Genomic DNA, 23,527 nt, shown 5'->3' with positions numbered 1-23,527 from the left:
CTCCACTAAACTACTTGCCTGCTAAGGAGAGAGTGATGCTGGGATGGGTGATCGCCTGCCATGATGAACAGGCGCAGGATATGCTGGATAAACTGGAGGCCAGATTTGGTCCGCTGGCGCAATGCCGTGCGGTTAACTACTGGCGTGGATTGAGCACCAACATGCTCAGCCGCATGATGTGCGATGCCCTGCATGAAACCGACACCGGTGACGGCGTCATCTTCCTGACCGATAAATCCGGCGCGGCACCTTATCGCTCTGCGGCATTGTTGAGCCACAAGCACGACAACTGTGAAGTGATATCAGGCATTAACTTTTTGCTGCTGGAATCCATGTATCCCTTCCGGGAAACCTTAAGCAGCGCTGAATTCCGTCATGCGATCGTCGACAAAAAAGTGGCCGGCGTCAGCAGCCTGTGGCATCAGCAGCAAAAAAATCCTCCCTTTGTCTTGCTCCATGATTTGTATAAGAATTAAACATTGGTATTGATGCTGCTTTTGTTACAATGGTGGCTGATTTTTCGTGTCGATTAATATTCCATGTTCATGCGCGTTGTATTCCTTCTGTTGCTGCTGGTTTCCGGCGGCGCATCTGCCAGCCTGATCGCTCAGCAAGGGCTTCCCGCCCGATATATGCAAACCACCGAAGATGCGGCTATCTGGGCGCAAGTAGGTAACAATGTGGTCAATGTCGGCAATATCCGTGCCGGGCAAATCCTGGCCGTCGTCCCCACATCCGCTGATTACTACGAGTTTCGTTTTGGCTTCGGCACGGGCTTTATTGATAAAGAGCACCTGGAAGACGTGCAGGGCAAACAGCGCGTGGAAGACAGCCTTGGTGATTTGAATAAACCGCTGAGTAACCAGAACCTGATAACCTGGAAAGACACGCCTGTCTTTAACGCCCCCAGCAGCGGAAGCGCTCCTTTCGGCACGATGAGCGCTAACCTTCGCTACCCCATTCTGAATAAACTTAAAGACCGTCTGAACCAGACCTGGTATCAGATCCGCATCGGCAATCGTCTGGCGTGGATCAGCAGCCTGGATGCGCAGGAAGATAACGGCATCCCGGTCCTGACCTATCACCATATCCTGCGTGATGAGGAGAACACCCGTTTCCGACATACCTCCACGACCACCAGCGTGCGTGCGTTCAGCAACCAGATGACCTGGCTTCGCGATCAGGGCTATACCACGCTGACGATGGCTCAGCTTGAAGGGTATGTGCGTAACAAAATGAACCTGCCGGCGAAGTCTGTGGTGATCACCTTTGATGACGGGCTGAAGTCGGTGAGCCGCTATGCGTATCCCGTCCTCAAAGCGTATGGATTCAAGGCGACGGCGTTTATCATCTCGTCGCGTATAAAACGTCATCCGCAGAAGTGGGCGCCGAAATACCTGCAGTTTATGAGTGTCTCTGAGCTTGAGCAGATCCAGGATGTGTTTGATATCCAGTCCCATACCCACTTCTTGCATCGGGTGGACGGCAATAAACACCCGATCTTACTGAGCCGTAGCCATCACGTGATTTTGTTCGATTTCGCGCGTTCACGCCGGGCGCTGGCGCAATTTAACCCGCACGTGCTCTATCTCTCTTATCCGTTTGGCGCCTATGACGACAAAGCGGTAAAAGCAGCGAATGACGCAGGGTTCCACCTGGCGGTGACAACGGTAAAAGGTAAAGTGAAGCCCGGGGACAATCCGTTCCTGCTTAAGCGACTGTATATTTTAAGGACGGATTCGCTGGAGACGATGTCGCGGCTTATCAGTAATCAGCCGCAGGGGTGAGGTGAGAGAAGGCTGTGAACGGTTCACAGCCTTCAGGATATCAGGCAACCTGGACCGGAATGGCTTTCGCAGTGCGTTTCATTTCGTTGTCGCCTTCGAAGTACGCCACTTTTGGCTGCCAGCGACGGGCTTCTTCGTCAGACATCATCACGAAGCTGGCGATGATAACGATATCACCGACGTCAGCACAGTGTGCGGCAGCGCCATTCACGGAGATAATTCTGGAGCCGCGTTCCGCCGCGATCGCATAGGTAGAGAAGCGCTTACCGTTATTCACGTTCCAGATATCAATGGCTTCGTTTTCAAGGATGCCCGCTGCATCAAGAAAATCCTGATCAATGGCGCAGGAGCCTTCATAGTGCAGGTCGGCCTGAGTGACTTTCACACGGTGAAGCTTACCTTGCAGCATTTTGCGAATCATTACGTTTACCTTTAATCATCATGCGTTAACCCCCCGCGAACGAGGGGAGGTAGAGAGTTATGCCAGCTCAACCACTTTATTGTCGATAAGGCGTGCCTGACCGAGCCATGCAGCCATCAGAAGCACCGCGCGCTTGCTGGTATCGGTCAGCTCAAGCAGCGTATCGGCATCACGGATTTGGATATCGTCAGCGCGGAAGCCTTTGTCGTTCAGCGCCTGTTCGGCGAGGGCAACGATCTCTTCTGCGCTCAGCTCTTTAGCCACAAGCTGTTCCGCCATGGTATTCATGACCTTGCTCAATCCCGGCGCGATTTTACGCTCATCCGCGGTAAGGTACCCGTTACGGGAACTGAGCGCCAGACCGTCTTTGGCGCGCACAATCGGCACGCCCACGATCTCGATATCATAACCCATGTCGGCGACCATCTTACGGATCAACGCCAGCTGCTGGAAGTCCTTCTCACCGAAGCAGGCAACGTCGGGCTGCACCAGGTTAAACAGCTTGCTGACGATGGTTGAAACGCCGCGGAAATGGCCCGGACGGCTGGCGCCTTCCAGCATGGTTGAAATGCCCGGCACGTCCACGTAGGTCGCGTCCTCGGTCCCCTGCGGGTAGACGTCTGCAGGTGCCGGAGAGAAGACAATGTCGGCGTGGCGTTTTTTGAGTTTTTCGCAATCTTCCTGCAGAGTACGCGGATAGCGCGCCAGGTCGTCGGCACGGTCAAACTGCATGGGGTTCACGAAGATACTGACCACCACGATATCTGCATGCGCTCTGGCTTCATCAACAAGCTTCATATGGCCGTCATGCAGGTTACCCATCGTGGGAACCAGTGCGATACGTTTACCTTCCTGACGTGCACGACGGATATGCTGGCGAAGCAGCGGCAGGGTTTCAATGATTAGCACAACAAGACTCCTTAATGGAAACTGTGTTCTTCACCCGGGTAAACACCGGATTCAACGTCGGCAATATACTGCCGCACAGCAGCACGCATGTCGCCTGCTTCTGCCAGGAAATTTTTGGCGAATTTAGGGATATGACCGCCGGTAATACCAAAGGCGTCGTGCATCACTAAAATCTGACCGTCGGTAACGTTGCCTGCGCCAATACCAATCACCGGAATCGACAGCGCTTCGGTGATGCGTTTTGCCAGTTCAACCGGCACACACTCCAGCACCAGCAGCTGTGCGCCAGCGGCTTCCAGCGCCAGGGCATCCTCAAACAGTGTTTGTGCTGCATCACCGCGGCCCTGCACCTTATAGCCGCCAAAAATATTGACGGATTGCGGCGTCAGACCCAGATGACCGCAGACCGGCACGGCACGTTCGGTGAGCATTTTCGCGGTCTCTGCAAGCCAGGCTCCGCCTTCGATTTTGACCATATTGGCCCCGGCACGCATGACGGTTGCCGCATTCTCGAACGCTTGCTCTGGCGTCGCGTAGGCCATAAAAGGCAGATCGGAAAGCAGCAGACAGGCAGGTGCTCCGCGGCGCACGGCACGGGTATGGTAGGCAATATCTTCGACCGTCACCGGCAGGGTGGAGTCATGGCCTTGTACCGTCATCCCTAACGAATCTCCGACCAGCATGACAGTGATACCCTCTTCGGCAAAAAGCTTAGCGAAGCTGTAGTCATACGCAGTAATGGTGGCGAAGCGTCTCTTTTCCTGTTTGCATTTCTGCAGTAAGGAGATGGTGGTTGGTTTCATACTGTTTCCTGATAGCCCAAAAGCGAATCTTTGCGCATTCTAACAGTAACATTTGAGGGAACAATGATTTTAGGCAACCGATTAACCACAATTCCGTGAGGGTTAACCGGTAAAAACGCGGATCACCAGCGGGCTGGTTTTTCTGCGTCGAGGCTATCCAGCACTGCCTTCAGCGAGAGGCCGTCAGGGAAGGTGAGGTCAGGGGCAACGTCGAAGAGCGGCCAGAGCATAAAGCCGCGATTTTTCATGTCGTAGTGCGGAACGGTGAGACGGGGGGTGTTAATCACCTCATGGCCAAACAGCATAATGTCGAGATCGAGGGTGCGCGGCCCCCAGCGTTCGGCTTTGCGTACGCGGCCCTGCTGCAGTTCGATTCGCTGAGTATTATCCAGCAGCGTGTCGGCATCCAGCGCAGTGTCCAGCACCACGGCGGCATTCAGGTAATCAGGCTGATCCTGTGGCCCCAGCGGCGGTGTCCGGTAGAAAGAAGAGACCGCCACAATACGGCTTTGTGGGATTTCACCCAGCGCCTGAACGGCAGCATTAACCTGCTCCAGCGGAGAGGCCAGATTGCTGCCGATGGCAATGTACGCCAGGGTCATGCCGTACCTTCACGGCGCGGCGCACGTTTGCGCGGACGACGGTGGCGACGACGCGGCGTCGGTTCGTCATCAAGGTCGACGAGCATATCTTTCTGCTCTGGCGGTGCTGAAACCTGGAATTCTCCCCACCACTGCGCCAGACGCTGCAGTTCCTGGTTCCGTTCAATTTCAGCACGTAGCGACAGTAAATCGAACGCGGCGCGGAATTTAGGATGTTCCATCAGCTTCCAGGCGCGCTTACCCTGACGACGAGACATGCGCAGCTGAAGCTGCCAGATATCACGCACCAGCGTCGTAATACGTTTTGGAATGGCGAGCGTGCGGCAGGCTTCATCCAGCACGTCATTTGCGGCCAGCGCAAACGCATCGTAGTAGGCCAGACCGCTTTCCTGCGCAATTCTCTGCGCCGCTTCCAGTAGCGGATACCAGAACATCGCGGCAAACAGGAACGCCGGGTTCACACGCATATCGTTGTGAATGCGGGTATCGGTATTCTTCAGCACCTGCGCAATCATGCGTTCCATTGGGCTGTCACCGTTTTCGGTAAAGCAGCGCGTAATGGTCGGGAACAGGGGCTGGAAAAGGCTGTATTCGCGTAGCAGCTTGTAGGTTTCGTAGCCGTAACCGGCCTGCAGCAGCTTCAGCGCCTCTTCAAACAGACGGGCTGGCGGCACGTCGTTAATCAGCGTCGCCAGACGCGGTATCGGCTCTGCGGTTTCCGGGCTGATGCGCATTGAGAGTTTGGCGGCGAAACGTACGGCGCGCAGCATACGCACCGGGTCTTCACGATAACGCGTTTCCGGCGTGCCGATCAGGCGAATCAGACCGTCTTTCAGGTCCTGCATGCCACCGACGTAATCACGGACGGTGAAATCTGCCACGCTGTAGTAAAGGCTGTTGATCGTGAAATCGCGACGCTGGGCATCTTCTTCGATAGAGCCGAAGATATTGTCCCGCAGCAGCATGCCGTTCTGGCCGCGCTGGGAGGTGGTGCGATCGGATTCGCCCGCCTCGTGGTGACCGCGGAAGGTCGCCACTTCAATAATTTCCGGCCCAAACATGACGTGAGCAAGACGAAAACGACGGCCAACAAGGCGACAGTTACGGAATAATTTGCGCACCTGCTCTGGCGTGGCGCTGGTCGTCACGTCGAAATCTTTTGGTTTTTTTCCCAGCAGTAAATCACGCACCCCACCGCCAACGAGATAGGCCTCGTAGCCTGCTTTATTCAGACGATAGAGCACCTTGAGGGCATTTTCACTGATATCTTTGCGGGAAATATTGTGCTGCTCACGTGGAATAACCGACATGCGGTTTTGCGCAATAGCGTCGTTCGCCATGCTCTCTTCGCGGCTTAGCACTTTACGGCAAAAATTAGCGACTCGGGTAAAAATAGTACACCTCGTAGTGTGTTTTGTTATGAAAAAAGCGGCTAATCATAGCTCAGCGCAACGCATTTGAGAATGCTGGATTTTTGGCACGGTCGTCAGCGTCCAGTTGGCGATCGCCATTTTCAGCAGTTCATCAATTTGCAAATCCTGCCATTCGTTGGTTACATTCTGGTTGAGAAATCGCAGCGCGTCGATCAAAACAGGGCGTGGATCGCCGTCTGGCAGGGCGGGCGCATGATTTTGTTTTGACAGTTTAAAGCCCTGTTCATTGACCGCCAGCGGCAGATGAATGTAATCCGGCGCGTTCCAGCCAAACTGGTGATAGAGCGATATTTGTCGCACGGTAGGTTCCACCAGGTCAGCCCCGCGCACAATTTCCGTCACGCCCTGGAAATGGTCATCAACCACTACCGCCAGGTTATAGGCGAACAGGCCGTCACGGCGGTGGATAATAAAATCTTCGCGTGCAAGACGTTCATCCGCATGGATCTCGCCGGAGAGTAAATCAGTAAAGTGCGTCACCGGGGCATGCTGCTTTATGCGCACGGCGGCCAGTTCTGGACCGTTATTGCGCGTGCGGCAGTGGCCGTCATAGACGCCACCCACGCTCTGAATACGTGCGCGGGTGCAGGTGCAGTAGTAGGAGAGCCCTTGTGCGTGGAGCCACGCCAGGCGTTCCCGGTAGGCATCATGTCGCCTTGACTGCCAGAGGACGTCGCCGTCCCAGTGAAGACCGTAATGTTCCAGCTGACGCAGAATGGTATCTGCTGCACCGGGAACTTCACGCGGAGGATCAATATCTTCAATGCGGACCAGCCATTTACCGTGACGGGCGCGAGCCTGCAGGTAGCTGCCGAGGGCGGCAATTAATGAGCCGAAGTGTAATTCACCAGAAGGGGATGGCGCGAAGCGCCCAATATAGTGTGATTCAGACATATCAACAGTAACAAGGCGGGAGAAACTCCCGCCTTTAGAGTGTGTAAACAGCGCTGGTATTAACCGGCCATCTGTTTTTCGCGGATTTCTGCCAGCGTTTTACAGTCGATGCACAGATCGGCGGTTGGACGCGCTTCCAGGCGACGAATTCCGATTTCAACACCGCAGGATTCGCAGTAGCCAAAATCTTCGTCTTCGACTTTTTTCAGCGTTTTTTCGATCTTTTTGATCAGTTTGCGTTCGCGGTCACGGTTACGCAGTTCGAGGCTGAACTCTTCTTCCTGAGCGGCACGGTCTACCGGGTCCGGGAAGTTAGCAGCTTCATCCTGCATATGAGTAACGGTGCGATCGACTTCATCCCTGAGTTGATTACGCCATGCTTCAAGAATACGCTTGAAGTGCGACAGCTGGGCTTCGTTCATATACTCTTCGCCCGGCTTCTCTTGATACGGCTCCACCCCAGCGATGGCGAGAATACTCAGGGACGATGTTTTACGGTTTTGCCCTTCTTGCATGTTGCTTCTCCTTAACACGCACTATCGATCCCCGTGTTGGGGGAAAAATCAGGTCGCTATAAATAGCAGATGCTTTTCCGTATGGCAATTATCTAAACGTAACACTTGACAAGCCTGTGAGGAAAAGCGTATTTGCGCACGCGGCCAGAACACTTAATAGTCAATCGTCTAATCCCTTATAAGACAATGGGAAGAGAGGATCTCAGAGTCATATTATCGGCAGAAAGTTCCGCTTTATAAGCCAAAACCTCCACCCCCTGCTTTTGTGCCTCATTCAACAATTGCGCGTATTTGAGATCAATATGGCGGGCTGGAGAAAATCGTTCAATGGCTGAATGTAAAACCGCAAACAGCAATACGGCGCGTTTGCCCGCCGCCGCAACACTCATCAGCTCCCGCAGATGCTTCTGCCCCCGTAGCGTGACCGCATCCGGGAAGTAGCCGTTTTCCTGTTCCGCTAACGTCACTGATTTTACTTCAATATAGCACTCGGGCCGGTCTTCCGCCTGTAACATGAAGTCAATTCTGCTGCTTTCATCGCCATATTTAACTTCACTTTTATGCGTACCATATCCCACCAGTTCGGGCAGGGTGCCAAGGGTCAATGCTTCCTTAACTAATTGATTGGCGCGCAGGGTATTCACGCAAATAAATGCCCCGTTTTGCGTCTCGGTCATTTCCCAGGTATGGGCATATTTGCGTTTAGTATTTTCTGAAGTGGAATACCAGACCGTGTCACCCGGCGTCGCACAGCCGGTCATGGCACCGGTGTTCGGGCAGTGCAACGTGAGCTGTTCACCTTCGGGGGTGATCACGTCAGCGAGAAAGCGTTTGTAGCGTTGAACCAGCGTGGCGTGCTGCAGGGCAGGACTAAACTTCATCAGAATTCCTTAGGGTATCGCCCAGCGACCAGCGCTGTAGCGGCGTATAACGGGTGCGTCCTTGGGTAAAGACCGATTCGTAAAGCGCGAAGGTATTGACCTCAACGTCCCAGTGAAAGCCGGGGGGCGGAATGGCAACGGCCTGACCGGCATCGCGCAGCAGGGTGATATGCGGATGAAACGGCTGCGGACTCTGGTAACACCCGCTGCGAGCCGCCTGGGCGCGCAACATACTCGCAAGCTGTAAAAGCCCGCGGGGCGGCTGGCGCGTACCCAGCCAGACCACGCGTGAGCGCAGCCACTGGCCCGCGTCGTCGAGGTGCAGCGTAAACGCCGGCTGAGAAATGCGGCCAGCCATTGCTGCCAGCGCGCGCTGTTTTTCGGCGCTGACATCGCCCAGAAAGGCCAGCGTCAGGTGCAGGTTTGCCGCCGCGATCGGACGCCCTGCGTCCTGGGGAAAATGGCTGGCTCGCCAGCGAACGATTTTTCGCTGCAGCGTGGAGGGCAATTCTATGGCAAAAAACAGCCGTTTCGACTCAGACATACAGGGGACTCGGTAATGGTATGCGCCGATGCTACAATGTACGCCGACTAATGTTAACCCTCTGGAGTTGTTAGTGTCCTCATTGCCGGTCGCCGTCGTCCTTCCTGAGCTTCTTGCTGCCTTACACCATGCCCCACAGGTTTTACTTAACGCCCCGACGGGCGCAGGTAAATCTACCTGGCTGCCGCTGCAGATCCTCAAAGAGGGCACTGTCCGCGGGAAAATTATCCTGCTGGAGCCGCGCAGGCTGGCCGCACGGAACGTGGCGCAGCGCCTGGCGGAACTGCTTGGTGAAAAGCCGGGCGAGACGGTGGGTTACCGTATGCGCGCCGAAACCTGCGTTGGCCCGTCCACGCGCCTTGAGGTGGTGACCGAAGGGATCCTGACCCGCATGCTGCAAAACGATCCGGAGTTAAACGGCGTCGGATTGGTGATTCTGGATGAATTCCACGAGCGTAGCCTGCAGGCAGATCTGGCACTGGCGCTGTTACTTGATGTTCAGCAAGGGCTACGCGACGACCTCCGGTTGCTTATCATGTCCGCTACGCTGGATAACGAGCGACTGCAGCAGACGTTGCCCGACGCGCCGGTTATCGCCTCCGAAGGCAGAGCATTTCCCGTTGAGCGTCGCTATCAGCCGTTGCCTGCCCATCAGCGTTTTGACGACGCGGTAGCCATCGCAACCGCCGAATTGCTCCGCCAGGAATCGGGATCGCTACTGCTGTTTTTGCCCGGCGTAGGCGAGATCCAGCGCGTGCAGGACCAACTGGCTTCCCGGGTGGGAAGTGACGTGCTGCTTTGCCCGCTCTACGGCGCGCTGTCGCTGGCGGATCAACGTAAAGCAATCCTGCCCGCGCCCGCGGGGCAGCGTAAGGTGGTGCTGGCAACCAATATTGCCGAAACCAGTTTAACCATAGAAGACATTCGCCTGGTGGTGGACAGTGCGCAGGAGAGGGTGGCGAGCTTTGACGCGCGCACCGGGCTGACTAAACTGCTGACGCAGCGCATAAGCCAGGCGTCGATGGTCCAGCGTGCAGGCCGTGCGGGACGTCTTGAGCCCGGTATCTGCCTGCATTTGACCAGCGCGGAGCAGGCTGAACGCGCTGCACAGCAAAGCACGCCGGAAATTTTACACAGCGATCTGGCGGGGCTGGTGATGGATCTTTTGCAGTGGGGATGCCCGGATCCGGCACAGCTGACCTGGCTTAATCCTCCACCCGCCGCGAACCTTGCTGCTGCCCGGACCTTACTGAACCGCCTGGGGGCGCTTGATGGTGAGCGATTGTCATCCCGCGGGCAAAAAATGGCCGCGCTGGGCAATGACCCTCGCCTGGCGGCGATGCTGGTGGCCGCGCAGGGGGAAGATGAAATTGCTACGGCGGCGAAACTGGCGGCTATTCTTGAGGAGCCACCACGCGGTGGCAGCAGCGATCTGGCGCAGGCCTTTTCCCGCAATCTGGGGAACTGGCAGCAGCGGGCGCAGCAGCTTTGCCGGCGACTCAACGGCCGCGCCGGGTCGCCAGACAGCGCGGCTATCGCGCCTCTGTTAGCGCAGGCGTTTCCCGACAGGATCGCGCGTCGTCGCGGTCTGGACGGGCGATATCAACTGGCCAATGGCATGGGTGCGATGCTGGACAGCGATGACGCCATGACACGTCACGAATGGCTGATTGCGCCGTTACTGTTACAGGGTAGCCACTCCCCGGACGCGCGTATTTTACAGGCTATCGCGGTGGATATTGACGCCCTGACGCGTGCCTGTCCGCAGTTGGTCCAGCAATCCGATACCGTGGAATGGGATGAGGCTCAGGGCACGCTGAAGGCGTTTCGTCGCAGCCAGACAGGTAAACTGATCCTCGGCACCACGCCGCTGGCAAAACCGTCGGAAGAGGTGCTGCATCTGGCCATGCTGAACGGCATCCGGGACAAAGGGTTAGGGGTGCTGAACTGGACGCCAGAGGCGGAACAGTACCGTATTCGTCTGCACTGTGCTGCGCGCTGGCTACCGGAGTATGACTGGCCCGCGGTCGATGATGAGACATTGCTGGCCTCGCTTGAACGCTGGCTGCTGCCGCAAATGCACGGTGTACACTCGCTGCGTGCGCTAAAAGCGCTTGATGTTAAGGTCGCGTTACAGAATTTACTGGACTGGTCATTACGTCAACGTCTGGATAGTGAACTGCCAGGGCATTACACTGTGCCGACCGGAAGCCGGATTGCCATTCGTTATCACGAGGATAATCCTCCGGCGCTGGCGGTACGTATGCAGGAAATGTTTGGAGAAGCCACCACGCCTTCTGTGGCGCAAGGGCGCGTCTCTCTGGTGCTGGAGCTGTTGTCGCCAGCCCATCGCCCGTTACAGATTACCCGCGACCTGGGGGCATTCTGGGCGGGGAGCTACCGTGACGTGCAAAAAGAGATGAAGGGGCGGTATCCCAAACATGTCTGGCCGGACGATCCGGCAAATACGGCACCGACACGACGGACGAAGAAATATTCGTGACGGGTGTGGCTGGGAACGTGCGGCTTGATGCCCTCACCCGCAGGGTGCGGGAGAAAATACTAAAGACGTTCCTGTCAGGAAGGTCTTGCTGTTTACTTTGAGAGATTTCTTCTTTCACAGGCCAGTGGAAGAAAAGAGAATCGGGCCCTTGCGCCTGAAAGTTGCGGAGAAAAAGCATGGCGGGGAATGACCGCGAGCCAATAGGACGTAAGGGAAAACCAACGCGTCCGGCGAAAGAAAAGGTAAGCCGTCGTCGCCTCAGAGATGAGGACTATGACGATGACTATGAAGACGATTATGAGGATGAAGAACCGATGCCGCGTAAAGGGAAAGGCAAAGGGCGTAAGCCTCGGGGCAAGCGCGGCTGGTTCTGGCTGCTGCTGAAGCTGTTCATTGTATTTGTTGTGCTGATGGCGATTTACGGCGTCTATCTGGATCAGAAGATCCGTAGCCGTATCGACGGAAAAGTCTGGCAACTGCCTGCGGCGGTGTATGGCCGCATGGTGAACCTTGAGCCAGATATGTCCATCAGCAAGAACGAGATGGTGAAACTGCTGGAAGCCACCCAGTATCGTCAGGTGTCGAAAATGACGCGTCCTGGCGAATTTACCGTGCAGGCGAAAAGCATTGAGATGATCCGCCGTCCGTTTGATTTCCCGGACAGCAAAGAGGGCCAGGTGCGTGCGCGTCTGACCTTTGACGGCGATCGTCTGGACACCATCGAGAACATGGATAACAACCGTCAGTTCGGTTTCTTCCGTCTCGATCCGCGTCTGATCACCATGCTCTCGTCGGCGAACGGCGAACAACGTCTGTTCGTTGCCCGTAACGGCTTCCCGGACCTGCTGGTTGATACCCTGCTGGCAACCGAAGACCGTCACTTCTATGAGCATGATGGCATCAGCCTTTACTCAATTGGCCGTGCGGTGCTGGCTAACCTGACCGCCGGACGGACGGTGCAGGGGGCGAGTACGCTGACCCAGCAGCTGGTGAAGAACTTGTTCCTCTCCAGTGAACGCTCTTACTGGCGTAAAGCCAACGAAGCGTACATGGCCGTACTGATGGATGCGCGTTACAGCAAGGATCGTATCCTTGAGCTGTACATGAACGAGGTGTACCTCGGTCAGAGCGGGGATAACGAAATCCGCGGCTTCCCGCTGGCAAGTCTGTACTACTTTGGTCGTCCGGTGGAAGAGCTGAGCCTTGACCAGCAGGCGCTGCTGGTGGGCATGGTGAAAGGGGCGTCCATTTATAACCCGTGGCGTAACCCGAAACTGGCGCTGGAACGTCGTAACCTGGTGCTGCGTCTGCTGCAACAGCAGCAGGTGATTGACCAGGAGCTGTACGACATGCTGAGCGCACGTCCACTCGGCGTTCAGCCGCGCGGTGGCGTGATCTCGCCTCAGCCTGCGTTTATGCAGCTGGTGCGTCAGGAGCTGCAAAGCAAGCTCGGTGATAAGGTGAAAGATCTCTCCGGCGTGAAGATCTTTACTACCTTCGATTCCGTGGCGCAGGAAGCCGCTGAAAAAGCTGCGGTGGAAGGCATCCCGGCGCTGAAGAAACAGCGTAAGCTGAGCGATCTTGAAACCGCGATGGTGGTGGTTGACCGTAACACCGGCGAAGTTCGCGCCATGGTGGGCGGTGCTGAGCCGCAGTTCGCAGGCTACAACCGTGCAATGCAGGCGCGACGTTCGATTGGTTCACTGGCAAAACCGGCAACCTATCTTACCGCCCTGAGTCAGCCTAACCAGTATCGCCTGAATACCTGGATTGCCGATGCGCCGATTTCCCTGCGCCAGCCTAACGGCCAGGTATGGTCTCCGCAGAACGACGATAAACAGTTCAGCGGCCAGGTCATGCTGGTGGATGCGTTGACCCGCTCGATGAACGTGCCAACGGTGAACCTGGGTATGGCGCTCGGTCTGCCGGCGATTGTCGACACCTGGCAGAAACTGGGTGTGCCGAAAGATCAGCTCCATCCTGTTCCGGCGATGATCCTGGGGGCGCTTAACCTGACGCCGATCGAAGTGGCTCAGGCGTTCCAGACCATTGCCAGCGGGGGTAACCGTGCACCGCTTTCTGCTCTGCGTTCAGTGATTGCCGAGGATGGCTCCGTGCTGTATCAGAGCTTCCCGCAAGCGGAACGTGCCGTGCCAGCGCAGGCGGCCTATATGACGTTGTGGACGATGCAGCAGGTTGTGCAGCGGGGGACCGGACGTCAACTGGGTGCGAAGTATCCGGGCCTGCATCTGGCAGGTAAAACCGGGACCACCAACAACAATGTGGATACCTGGTTCGCCGGTATCGATGGCCGTGAAGTGGTGATCACCTGGGTAGGTCGCGATAACAACCAGCCAACCAAACTGTACGGTGCAAGCGGGGCGATGTCGATTTACCAGCGCTATCTGGCGAATCAGTCTCCGGTACCGCTGAATCTGGTGGCGCCGGAAGATATCGTCGATATGGGCGTGGACGGTTCTGGTAACTTTGTCTGTGGCGGCGGTATGCGTACCTTGCCTGTCTGGACCACCAACCCGGATTCGCTGTGCCAGCAAAGCCAGCCAGAGCAACCGACGGGTAACCCGTTCGAGCAGTCTTCTCAGCCTCAGCAGCAGCCGCAACAACAGCCGCAGCAGCAGAATGAGAAAAAAGACAGCGACGGTGTCGCGGGCTGGATTAAAGATATGTTCGGCGGTAACTAACGCCTCACATCCCCCCGAAAGGGGGGATTTTTTTACCTGTACTTTCCATTTCCTTAACCCTCGTTTTCATTCTGATTAACCCTTCGTTTTCTCTTGTTTATTTCTTAAACCCTTAATTCTCGTAGGGCCGCTTACTGCTTGCTATGCAGCCAGCGTTTCGCATATTATTCTGCGGTCATAATAATAATTCTCGTTTACGTTATCATTCACTTTTCCATCAGAGATAAACATGGCGCTTTCCAATACTGCTCAGCCAATTCACACGTCGCTGCGAAAAATCGCGGTCGTCGTAGCCACAGCGGTTGCCGGCATGTCTACGTATGCACATGCGGCTGAAACCCAGAAAAAAGAAGAAACCATCACCGTTACCGCCGCGCCTGCCGCCCAGGAAAGTCCGTGGGGGCCTGCGCCAACGATCGCAGCAAAACGCACGGCAACGGCGACCAAAACCGATACCGCGATTGAAAAGACCCCGCAGTCTATTTCCGTGGTGACGCGTGATGAAATGGAACGCCGCCAGCCAGCGACCGTAAAAGAGGCGCTGGGCTATACGCCGAGCGTGTTTGCGACCCGCGGCAGCTCCACCACCTATGATGTGGTCTCAATTCGTGGTTTTACCGCGCCTTCGACGGTAAACACCAACCAGTATCTCGATGGCATGAAGCTGATGGGGAATAACTACTCCGAAGCTTCCATGGATCCGTACTTCCTTGAGCGCGTAGAAGTGATGCGCGGACCTACGTCTGTGCTCTACGGCAACAGCAATCCCGGCGGTATCGTCAGTATGGTGAGCAAACGCCCACTGACCGAGCCGCTGAAAGAAGTCCAGTTTAAAATGGGGACCAATAACCTGTGGCAAACGGGCTTCGATTTCAGTGATGCAATCGATGAAGATGGCGTGTGGTCGTACCGCCTGACCGGTCTTGGCAGTAGTCAGAACGCACAGCAGGAGATGTCAAAATCAACCCGCTATGCGATTGCGCCCTCCTTTAGCTGGCGTCCGGATGACAAAACCGATTTCACCTTCCTGAGCAATTTCCAGAACGATCCGGAAGCGGGCTACTACGGCTGGTTGCCACGGGAAGGGACCGTGGTGCCATACCGTGACGCAAACGGCAATGAGCATAAGATCCCAACCGATTTCAACGAAGGTGAAGCGGATAATAAGATGGCTCGTCGCCAGCAGTTGATTGGTTACAGCTTCTCGCATCAGTTTGATGACACGTTCACCGTGCGTCAGAATCTGCGTTACGCAAAAGTTCATACGCTCTACCGCTCTGTTTACGGCAATGGCTACGCTGAGCCTGGCAAGATTAACCGCGCTTATGTGCGTTCAGATGAAGATCTGAATATGTTCACCGTGGATACTCAACTGCAGTCGACATTCGCGACGGGCGCCGTAGACCACACGCTGCTGACGGGTGTTGATTACTCGCGTATGCGTAATGATATCAATGCGCTGTATGGTTCCGCCGACCCGATTGATATCCAGAACCCGGATTACGGCAACGCGAATATCAACACCAACCTGCCATGGTCTAACTATTCCGTCGTTAACCGTAATGAACAGACCGGGCTCTATGCTCAGGATCAGGCGGAGTGGGATAAGTGGGTGCTGACGCTGGGCGGACGCTACGACTACGTGATGGCCTCAACGCTGACGCGCGGTACGGCCGATTCGCTGGCTGAAAACCACGACCAGGCTTTCACCTGGCGCGGGGGGATTAACTATCTCTTTGATAACGGTATCTCGCCTTACTTCAGCTACAGCGAGTCGTTTGAGCCGGTATCGGGCGCCGATCGTAACGGCACACCGTTCGACCCCTCCCGCGGTAAGCAGTATGAAACGGGTGTGAAATACGCGCCGAAAGACCTGCCGGTTGTGGTCACCGCGTCGCTGTTCCAGCTGACGAAAGATAAGAACCTGACGGCGGATCCGAACGATCCAACGAATACTCACAGTATCCAGACCGGTGAGATCCGTTCTCGCGGTTTCGAACTGGAAGCGAAGGCAGCGGTTAACGCCAATATCAACGTGACCGCGGCGTACAGCTTTATTGATGCTGAGTACACCCATGACAGCACCTTTGAAGGTAAACGTCCGGCGGAAGTGCCGCGTAATCAGGCGTCATTGTGGGCAGATTACACCTTCACCGACACGGCCTTAAGCGGCCTGACGATTGGTGCCGGTACCCGTTACATCGGTAACACGGTGAGCTACTACTCAAGCGGCGACAAAAAAGATCAGCCGTTTAACGTCGCGAGCTACACCCTTGCCGATGCGATGGTGAAATACGATCTGGCCCGTCTGGGTCTGCCGGGGTCATCTGTGGCGGTGAACGTGAATAACCTGTTCGATCGGGAATATGTCTCCAGCTGCTACAAGGATTATGCATGCTACTGGGGTGCTGAACGTCAGGTTGTCGCCACCGCGACCTTCCGCTTCTAATCTCTCTTCGGGCACGGTTCGCCGTGCCCTTTTTATTTAAGTTGGCCGATATGCAGGATAATCAAACGCAATCCGACACCACCTTCACGCTCAATAATCTCTCCTTTCGCGTGCCCGGACGCACCCTGCTGCATCCGCTCTCTTTGACCTTCCCGGCAGGTAAAGTGACAGGCCTGATTGGTCACAACGGCTCTGGTAAATCAACGCTGCTCAAAATGCTTGGCCGCCATCAGCCGCCGTCAGAAGGCGATATCCTGCTGGACGGTCAGCCGCTGGAGAGCTGGAGCAGTAAAGCCTTTGCCCGCAAAGTGGCGTATCTGCCGCAGCAGTTGCCGCAGGCGGAGGGGATGACCGTGCGTGAACTGGTGGCGATTGGGCGTTATCCGTGGCACGGCGCGCTTGGCCGTTTCGGCGTGGCCGACAGAGAGAAAGTGGAAGAGGCGATTGCGCTGGTGGGGCTAAAACCACTGGCCCACCGTCTGGTAGACAGCCTGTCAGGAGGGGAGCGTCAGCGCGCGTGGATAGCAATGCTGGTGGCCCAGGACAGCCGCTGCCTGCTGCTCGACGAACCGACCTCTGCGCTGGACATTGCCCATCAGGTCGACGTGCTTGCGCTGGTGCATCGTTTAAGCCAGCAGCGCGGTCTGACGGTTATCGCGGTCCTGCATGATATCAACATGGCCGCGCGTTACTGCGATTACCTCGTTGCCCTGCGCGGCGGTGAGATGATCGCCCAGGGGACGCCGTCTGAACTGATGCGCAGTGAAACGCTGGAACACATTTACGGTATTCCAATGGGGATTTTGCCTCACCCTGCCGGGGCTGCACCGGTGAGCTTTGTGTACTGATGCTGGATTCTATGTTGATGAGTCGCCGTCGTCTGCTGACGGCAATGGCGCTTTCACCGCTGCTGTTAAAAATGAATACCGCGCGTGCGGCTGCGGTCGATCCACACCGCATTGTGGCGCTGGAATGGTTGCCGGTAGAGCTGATGATGGCGCTGGGCGTTACGCCCTATGGTGTGGCGGATATTCCCAACTACAGGCTATGGGTGAATGAGCCGAGGCTACCGGACTCGGTAATCGACATCGGCCTGCGCACCGAGCCAAACCTCGAACTGCTCACCCAGATGAAGCCGTCATTCCTGTTCTGGTCTGCAGGTTACGGCCCGTCAGAAGAGACAATGGCACGGATTGCGCCCGGCCGTGGTTTCTCCTTCAGCGACGGTAAAAATCCGCTGGCGATGGCGAAAAACTCCCTCCACGAGATGGCACTGTTCCTTAACCGTGAGGTTGAGGCCAAAAAACATCTCGACGATTTTGATGCCCTGATTAACGCCCTGAAGCCGCGTTTTGCTCACCGGGGCGATCGCCCGCTGCTGATGGTGACGCTGCTGGATGCCCGCCATATGCTGGTCTTTGGGAAAAACTGCCTGTTCCAGGACGTGCTCGACAGTTTTGGTATTCGTAATGCCTGGGAAGGGGAGATGACCTTCTGGGGCAGCACCGCCGTGGGGATTGACCGTCTTGCGGCATTTCGCGATGTGGATGTGTTGTGCTTTGACCACGGCAACGAGCGGGAGATGCAAACCCTGATGGCGACGCCGCTCTGGCAGGCAATGCCGTTTGTGCGTGAAAAACGGTTCCTGCGCGCACCTGCGGTATGGTTCTACGGCGCGACGCTTTCTGCCATGCACTTTGCCCGCGTGCTGGACAACGCGCTGGGAGGCCAGGCATGAGTAAGCGTATTGCCCGTTTCCCGGCACTGTTACTTTGCCTCATTTTCCTGTGCGCGCTGGTATTGACCTGGTTCAATCTGTCGACGGCCTTACCGCGCGACCAGTGGCGTGCGGCGCTGGTGACGCCAGATATCGATAATATTCAGCAAATGCTGTTCCACTACAGTCTGTTGCCGCGCCTTTCGATTTCGCTGCTGGTCGGTGCGGGATTAGGGCTGGTGGGCGTTTTATTCCAGCAGGTACTGCGTAACCCTCTGGCCGAGCCGACGACGCTTGGCGTGGCGACCGGGGCACAGCTTGGGATCACGATTACCACACTCTGGGCGTTGCCTGGGGCATTGACCTCGCAGTTTGCTGCCCTCGCCGGTGCGTGTGTGGTGGGCGCGCTGGTATTCGGCGTCGCCTGGGGCAAGCGTCTCTCCCCCGTCACGCTTATTCTTGCGGGGCTGGTGGTGAGCCTGTACTGCGGCGCGATTAATCAGCTGCTGGTGCTGTTCCATCACGATCAGCTGCAAAGCATGTTCCTCTGGAGCACCGGTACGCTCACCCAGACCGACTGGAGCGTCGTGCAGCGTCTGTGGCCGCAGCTCGTCGGTGGCGTCGTGTTGACGCTGCTGCTCTTGCGCCCGCTGACGTTAATGGGTCTTGACGATGGCGTGGCGCGTAATCTGGGGCTGGCGCTGTCGCTGGCCCGTCTGGGGGCGCTGACGCTGGCGATTGTGCTCAGTGCCCTGCTGGTTAATGCGGTAGGCATCATCGGGTTTATTGGACTGTTTGCGCCGCTGCTGGCAAAAATGCTCGGTGCGCGCCGCCTGCTGGCGCGCCTGATGTTAGCCCCGCTGATTGGCGCGTTGATCCTCTGGCTTTCCGATCAAATCATTCTCTGGCTGGCACGCGTCTGGATGGAAGTGTCTACCGGTTCGATGACGGCGCTTATCGGTGCACCGCTGCTGCTGTGGCTGCTGCCGCGTCTGCGCAGTATCAGCGCGCCAGCGATGGATGCTGGCGATAAGGTCTATGCTGAGCGCCAGTCAGTGCTGGGGTTCAGCCTTGCCGGGCTGGCAGTGCTGATTGTTATCTCATTTGCCGCGCTCGCTTTCGGACGCGATGCGGTGGGCTGGCACTGGGCGTCTGGGGATCTGCTTAACGAACTCATGCAGTGGCGCTGGCCGCGCATTCTCTCGGCGTTAATCGCCGGGGTCATGCTGGCGGTGGCGGGCTGTATTATCCAGCGTCTGACCGGTAATCCGATGGCCAGCCCGGAGGTTCTGGGTATCAGTTCTGGTGCCGCCTTTGGCGTGGTCCTGATGCTGTTCCTGGTGCCGGGAAATGCCTTCGGCTGGTTGATGCCTGCCGGGAGCGTTGGCGCGGCGGTGACGCTGCTGATCATCCTCATTGCCTCCGGGCGTGGTGGGTTTTCCCCTCACCGGATGCTGCTTGCCGGGATGGCGCTCAGCACGGCATTTACTATGCTGCTGATGATGCTGCAGGCGAGTGGCGATCCGCGTATGGCCAAGATCCTGACCTGGATCTCCGGTTCAACGTACAGCGCCACCGGCAGCCAGGTCGTGCATTCCGGGATTGCAATGATCGTATTGCTGGCGATGGTGCCGCTGTGCCGTCGCTGGATGACCATTCTGCCGCTGGGCGGCGAGACCGCGCGTGCGGTGGGGATGGCCCTGGCGCCGTCCCGTATCGGGTTACTGCTGCTGGCCGCATGCCTCACGGCAACGGCCACCATGACCATCGGCCCGCTGAGCTTTGTCGGCTTAATGGCGCCGCACATTGCCAGAATGATGGGCTTTCGTCGCACGATGCCGCACATTGTGATGTCGGCGCTGACGGGGGGCGTAATACTGGTGGTTGCTGACTGGCTGGGGCGGATGGTGCTGTTCCCGTACCAGATACCTGCCGGGTTGCTGTCGACGTTTATCGGGGCGCCGTACTTTATCTATTTGTTGAGAAAGCAAAGCAGGTAGAAGGGCGGTGGGGTATTGCCCTCTCCGGGAGGAGAGGGCAGCAGATCGTTTCTGTCTTACAACTTCGCAAAGACCCGGCGCGCAGCATCGATAGTCTTATTGATATCGTCTTCGCTGTGCGCGACGGACATAAAGCCTGCTTCAAACGCGGATGGTGCCAGGTAGACGCCTTCTTCCAGCATCAGATGGAAGAAGCGCTTGAAGCGTTCAACGTCACACTTCACCACATCCTGATAGCAGGTCACGGTTGTCGCATCGGTGAAGAAAATCCCGAACATCCCACCAACGTGGTTTACCACCAGAGGAATACCGGTTTCTTGCGCGGCCTCCAGCAGGCCGTTGGCCAGTTGAGTTGTCAGATCGGTCAGGGTTTCGTGAATACCCGGCTGCGCCACTTCGGTCAGACAGGCGAAACCTGCGGCCATTGCAATCGGGTTGCCGGAAAGGGTACCCGCCTGGTAGACCGGGCCAGTCGGCGCCAGCGCTTCCATCACCTCTTTACGTCCCCCGAATGCTCCGACAGGCATGCCGCCGCCGATGATTTTGCCAAGGCACGTCAGGTCCGGCTCTACGTCGTAGTAAGACTGTGCCCCCGCCAGCGCGACGCGGAAGCCGGTCATCACTTCGTCGATGATCAGCAGAGCGCCAAACTCATCGCACAGAGCGCGCAGACCCGGCAGGAACTCCGGCTGCGGTGGAATGCAGTTCATGTTGCCTGCGACAGGTTCAACGATGATACAGGCAATCTCCTGCGGATACTGCTCGAAGGCTGCCCGAACGGTGTTCAGATCGTTATAGGTGCAGGTCAGGGTATGCTTCGCAAAGTCAGCCGGTACGCCCGGTGAGTTCGGCTGACCGAGGGTCAGCGCGCCGGAGCCGGCTTTTACCAGCAGGCAGTCCGCATGACCGTGGTAGCAGCCTTCAAATTTGATGATCTTGTCACGGCCGGTAAAACCACGTGCCAGGCGGATCGCGCTCATGGTGGCCTCGGTACCGGAGTTCACCATACGTACCATGTCCATTGTCGGGACCAGTTCGGTGACCAGTTCCGCCATTTTCACTTCCATCTCGGTTGGCGCGCCGAAGCTCAGGCCGCGCTGGGCGGCTTCAATCACCGCATTGCGGATAGCAGGATGGTTGTGACCCAGCACCATCGGACCCCAGGAGCCGACATAATCGATATAGGCTTTGCCATCGACATCATACAGATACGCGCCGTCAGCACGTTCGATAAACAGCGGCGTACCGCCTACGCCGGTAAAGGCGCGAACAGGCGAATTCACGCCACCTGGGATAAGCTCGCGGGCTGCACTGTAGAGGTTTTCAGACTTGCTCATGGCGTCGTTCCTGGTTCGTATAAAATGATTAAGCACACTATTCTAAGTGATCCTCGGAAGGTAATGAAATTTTTGCCCCCTTTCATGCCCAAACAATTGTTAAGTATTTTTCACGGGATGATATTACGCACTCTGGTAAAATCCCTGCGGTTATTTGTATGACGAAAAGAAACGGTAATGAAAGCAGACACTCATTCTTATACTGAACAGCAGTTCAGACGTGCGCAGCACCGTATCAGCATCCGGCGCTTGCTTAATCGTGATAAAACGCCGCTGGCTATCCTGCTGGCTGCTGCCGTGGTCGGCGCAGTTGCCGGGCTGGTGGGTATCGCCTTCGAAAAAGCGGTTAACGCGATAATGAACTGGCGAATTGGAACCGTGGCGGGTTTTGCCTATAGCGGTGGATGGGTATGGGTGTGGGCCTTTGGCTTATCTGCGCTGTTTGCCATGGTGGGCTATTTCCTGGTTCGTAAATTTGCGCCGGAAGCGGGCGGTTCCGGGATCCCTGAAATAGAAGGTGCGCTGGAAGAGCTGAGGCCGGTTCGCTGGTGGCGCGTCATCCCGGTAAAATTTATCGGTGGCATGGGAACGCTCGGGGCAGGCATGGTGCTCGGGCGCGAAGGACCAACGGTGCAGCTGGGCGGAAACGTTGGGCGCATGGTCGGCGATCTGTTTCGCATGCGCAGCGCGGAGGCGCGACATACGCTGCTGGCAACGGGGGCGGCGGCCGGCCTTTCGGCGGCGTTCAACGCACCGCTGGCGGGGATCCTGTTCATTATTGAAGAGATGCGGGCACAGTTTCGCTACAACCTTATCTCGATAAAAGCGGTATTCACCGGCGTCATTATGTCGAGCATTGTCTTTCGCATTTTTAATGGCGAAGGGGCGGTGATTGAGGTGGGGAAACTGACCAATGCGCCGGTGAATACGCTGTGGCTGTACCTGATCCTCGGCATGATTTTTGGCGTGGTTGGCCCGCTGTTTAACACGCTTATCTTACGCGCCCAGGATATGTTCCAGCGCATTCACGGTGGGAATACCACCCGCTGGGTATTGATCGGCGGACTGCTGGGCGGCGCCTGCGGCGTGCTCGGCTTCATTGAGCCCAATGCCGCAGGCGGTGGCTTCGGGCTGATACCGATTGCCGCGGCGGGTAATTTCAGCATTGGTCTGTTGCTGTTCATGTTTATTTCGCGGGTGATTACCACCGTATTGTGCTTCTCCTCCGGTGCGCCTGGCGGTATTTTTGCCCCGATGCTGGCGCTGGGTACGCTTCTGGGAACCGCGTTTGGCATGGGCGCTGCTGCCGGATTCCCGGCCTATCATCTGGACGCCGGGACCTTTGCTATTGCCGGAATGGGCGCGCTGCTGGCGGCGTCCCTGCGCGCGCCGTTGACCGGCATCGTACTGGTTCTGGAGATGACGGATAATTACCAGCTCATTTTGCCAATGATCATTACCTGTCTCGGCGCGACACTATTAGCCCAATTCCTGGGTGGAAAACCGCTATACTCCACCATTCTTGCTCGTACCCTGGCAAAACAAGAGGCCGAGCGGGCCCCGACGCAGAATACTTGAATGAATTACCAGGGTATTAGATAATGAGATAAAGAATTGGGTGAATTTTACCCAATAGCAGTAGCAGTATTCATGGGAGCATAAGATGAGTGATGACGTAGCGTTGCCGCTGGAATTTACCGAAGCAGCAGCCAACAAAGTGAAAACCCTGATTGCCGACGAGGACAATCCGGATCTGAAACTGCGTGTCTATATTACCGGTGGCGGCTGCAGCGGCTTCCAGTATGGTTTTACCTTTGACGATCAGGTCAACGACGGCGATATGACTATCGAGAAGCAGGGCGTTGCGCTGGTGGTTGACCCGATGAGCCTGCAGTACCTGGTGGGTGGTTCGGTGGATTACACTGAAGGCCTGGAAGGTTCGCGCTTCGTTGTGACTAACCCGAACGCGACAAGTACCTGTGGATGTGGCTCTTCGTTCAGCATCTGACAGGGATGCAGTCGTAAGCCCG

The 23,527-nt window shown here is 56.6% G+C and carries 20 protein-coding genes; 10 read left to right on the top strand and 10 right to left on the bottom strand.

What is annotated here, in order from left to right; translation table 11 throughout:
* Nucleotides 1-35 precede the first annotated feature (35 nt).
* Nucleotides 36-476 (top strand): PTS sugar transporter subunit IIA, encoded by a 441-nt coding sequence (locus tag BJ887_RS11955; protein ID WP_025205377.1) that lies wholly within the window; start codon nucleotides 36-38, stop codon nucleotides 474-476.
* Nucleotides 477-539: 63 nt separating this feature from the next.
* Nucleotides 540-1,787: a polysaccharide deacetylase family protein gene (locus BJ887_RS11950; protein ID WP_014168671.1), complete on the top strand. Its 1,248-nt coding sequence runs from the start codon at nucleotides 540-542 to the stop codon at nucleotides 1,785-1,787.
* A 40-nt stretch (nucleotides 1,788-1,827) separates the two neighbouring features.
* On the opposite strand, the gene panD is transcribed toward BJ887_RS11950, so the two are convergent.
* From panD to thpR, 9 genes are all read right to left on the bottom strand, one after another.
* Nucleotides 1,828-2,208, bottom strand: a complete 381-nt coding sequence (gene panD, locus BJ887_RS11945) for an aspartate 1-decarboxylase (protein WP_014168672.1) — start codon at nucleotides 2,206-2,208, stop codon at nucleotides 1,828-1,830.
* Between the two features lie 57 nt (nucleotides 2,209-2,265).
* Entirely contained in the window at nucleotides 2,266-3,117 is an 852-nt protein-coding gene (panC, locus tag BJ887_RS11940) for a pantoate--beta-alanine ligase (protein ID WP_121339906.1), read from the bottom strand.
* 11 nt (nucleotides 3,118-3,128) lie between these two features.
* Complete coding sequence (gene panB / locus BJ887_RS11935) at nucleotides 3,129-3,920, bottom strand: 3-methyl-2-oxobutanoate hydroxymethyltransferase (RefSeq protein WP_121339905.1); 792 nt, start codon at nucleotides 3,918-3,920, stop codon at nucleotides 3,129-3,131.
* A 122-nt stretch (nucleotides 3,921-4,042) separates the two neighbouring features.
* Nucleotides 4,043-4,522 (bottom strand): 2-amino-4-hydroxy-6-hydroxymethyldihydropteridine diphosphokinase, encoded by a 480-nt coding sequence (folK, locus tag BJ887_RS11930; protein ID WP_032679634.1) that lies wholly within the window; start codon nucleotides 4,520-4,522, stop codon nucleotides 4,043-4,045.
* Nucleotides 4,519-5,916, bottom strand: coding sequence for a polynucleotide adenylyltransferase PcnB (gene pcnB, locus BJ887_RS11925; protein ID WP_071605427.1), 1,398 nt, complete (start codon nucleotides 5,914-5,916; stop codon nucleotides 4,519-4,521). The genes folK and pcnB overlap by 4 nt, the downstream gene beginning before the upstream one ends.
* Nucleotides 5,917-5,958: 42 nt before the next feature.
* Entirely contained in the window at nucleotides 5,959-6,849 is an 891-nt protein-coding gene (gene gluQRS, locus BJ887_RS11920; RefSeq protein ID WP_121339904.1) for a tRNA glutamyl-Q(34) synthetase GluQRS, read from the bottom strand.
* 59 nt (nucleotides 6,850-6,908) lie between these two features.
* Nucleotides 6,909-7,364 carry an RNA polymerase-binding protein DksA gene (dksA, locus tag BJ887_RS11915; protein ID WP_001155232.1) on the bottom strand — a complete coding sequence of 152 codons (456 nt, stop codon included), beginning with the start codon at nucleotides 7,362-7,364 and terminating at the stop codon, nucleotides 6,909-6,911.
* Between the two features lie 176 nt (nucleotides 7,365-7,540).
* A complete protein-coding gene (gene sfsA, locus BJ887_RS11910; protein ID WP_014168679.1) occupies nucleotides 7,541-8,245 on the bottom strand; it encodes a DNA/RNA nuclease SfsA in 705 nt (234 codons plus the stop codon).
* Entirely contained in the window at nucleotides 8,235-8,789 is a 555-nt protein-coding gene (gene thpR / locus BJ887_RS11905) for an RNA 2',3'-cyclic phosphodiesterase (protein ID WP_014168680.1), read from the bottom strand. Before thpR ends, sfsA begins: the two co-directional genes overlap by 11 nt.
* 73 nt (nucleotides 8,790-8,862) lie before the next feature.
* Here thpR and hrpB point away from each other — a divergent pair, with 73 nt between their 5' ends.
* The 6 genes from hrpB (at nucleotide 8,863) to fhuB (ending at nucleotide 20,160) form a co-directional block, all read left to right on the top strand.
* The gene (gene hrpB, locus BJ887_RS11900; RefSeq protein WP_121339903.1) at nucleotides 8,863-11,292 is read left to right on the top strand and encodes an ATP-dependent helicase HrpB; all 2,430 of its coding nucleotides are present in this window, start codon (nucleotides 8,863-8,865) and stop codon (nucleotides 11,290-11,292) included.
* A gap of 176 nt (nucleotides 11,293-11,468) precedes the next feature.
* Nucleotides 11,469-13,994 carry a bifunctional glycosyl transferase/transpeptidase gene (gene mrcB, locus BJ887_RS11895; RefSeq protein ID WP_025205202.1) on the top strand — a complete coding sequence of 842 codons (2,526 nt, stop codon included), beginning with the start codon at nucleotides 11,469-11,471 and terminating at the stop codon, nucleotides 13,992-13,994.
* Between the two features lie 229 nt (nucleotides 13,995-14,223).
* Entirely contained in the window at nucleotides 14,224-16,443 is a 2,220-nt protein-coding gene (gene fhuA / locus BJ887_RS11890) for a ferrichrome porin FhuA (protein ID WP_014168684.1), read from the top strand.
* 50 nt (nucleotides 16,444-16,493) lie between these two features.
* The gene (fhuC, locus tag BJ887_RS11885) at nucleotides 16,494-17,291 is read left to right on the top strand and encodes a Fe3+-hydroxamate ABC transporter ATP-binding protein FhuC (protein ID WP_020882606.1); all 798 of its coding nucleotides are present in this window, start codon (nucleotides 16,494-16,496) and stop codon (nucleotides 17,289-17,291) included.
* The gene (gene fhuD / locus BJ887_RS11880) at nucleotides 17,291-18,181 is read left to right on the top strand and encodes a Fe(3+)-hydroxamate ABC transporter substrate-binding protein FhuD (RefSeq protein ID WP_014168686.1); all 891 of its coding nucleotides are present in this window, start codon (nucleotides 17,291-17,293) and stop codon (nucleotides 18,179-18,181) included. Before fhuC ends, fhuD begins: the two co-directional genes overlap by 1 nt.
* Nucleotides 18,178-20,160, top strand: coding sequence for a Fe(3+)-hydroxamate ABC transporter permease FhuB (fhuB, locus tag BJ887_RS11875; RefSeq protein ID WP_063214156.1), 1,983 nt, complete (start codon nucleotides 18,178-18,180; stop codon nucleotides 20,158-20,160). Before fhuD ends, fhuB begins: the two co-directional genes overlap by 4 nt.
* A 56-nt stretch (nucleotides 20,161-20,216) precedes the next feature.
* Here the strand turns inward: fhuB and hemL are convergent, their stop codons facing one another.
* On the bottom strand, nucleotides 20,217-21,497 hold the full coding sequence (gene hemL / locus BJ887_RS11870) for a glutamate-1-semialdehyde 2,1-aminomutase (RefSeq protein WP_032679636.1): 1,281 nt from the start codon (nucleotides 21,495-21,497) through the stop codon (nucleotides 20,217-20,219).
* A 177-nt stretch (nucleotides 21,498-21,674) separates the two neighbouring features.
* Here hemL and clcA point away from each other — a divergent pair, with 177 nt between their 5' ends.
* A complete protein-coding gene (gene clcA, locus BJ887_RS11865; RefSeq protein ID WP_121339902.1) occupies nucleotides 21,675-23,075 on the top strand; it encodes a H(+)/Cl(-) exchange transporter ClcA in 1,401 nt (466 codons plus the stop codon).
* A gap of 85 nt (nucleotides 23,076-23,160) precedes the next feature.
* Nucleotides 23,161-23,505 carry an iron-sulfur cluster insertion protein ErpA gene (gene erpA / locus BJ887_RS11860; RefSeq protein ID WP_013095643.1) on the top strand — a complete coding sequence of 115 codons (345 nt, stop codon included), beginning with the start codon at nucleotides 23,161-23,163 and terminating at the stop codon, nucleotides 23,503-23,505.
* The last annotated feature ends 22 nt before the right edge of the window (nucleotides 23,506-23,527 follow it).

The sequence above is a fragment of the Enterobacter sp. WPR_3_1 genome (assembly GCF_003635055.1).
GTDB classification, from domain to species: domain Bacteria; phylum Pseudomonadota; class Gammaproteobacteria; order Enterobacterales; family Enterobacteriaceae; genus Enterobacter; species Enterobacter ludwigii.
Note: the sequence above shows the minus strand (reverse complement) of the source record. Positions and strands in the feature narration are given on the sequence as shown.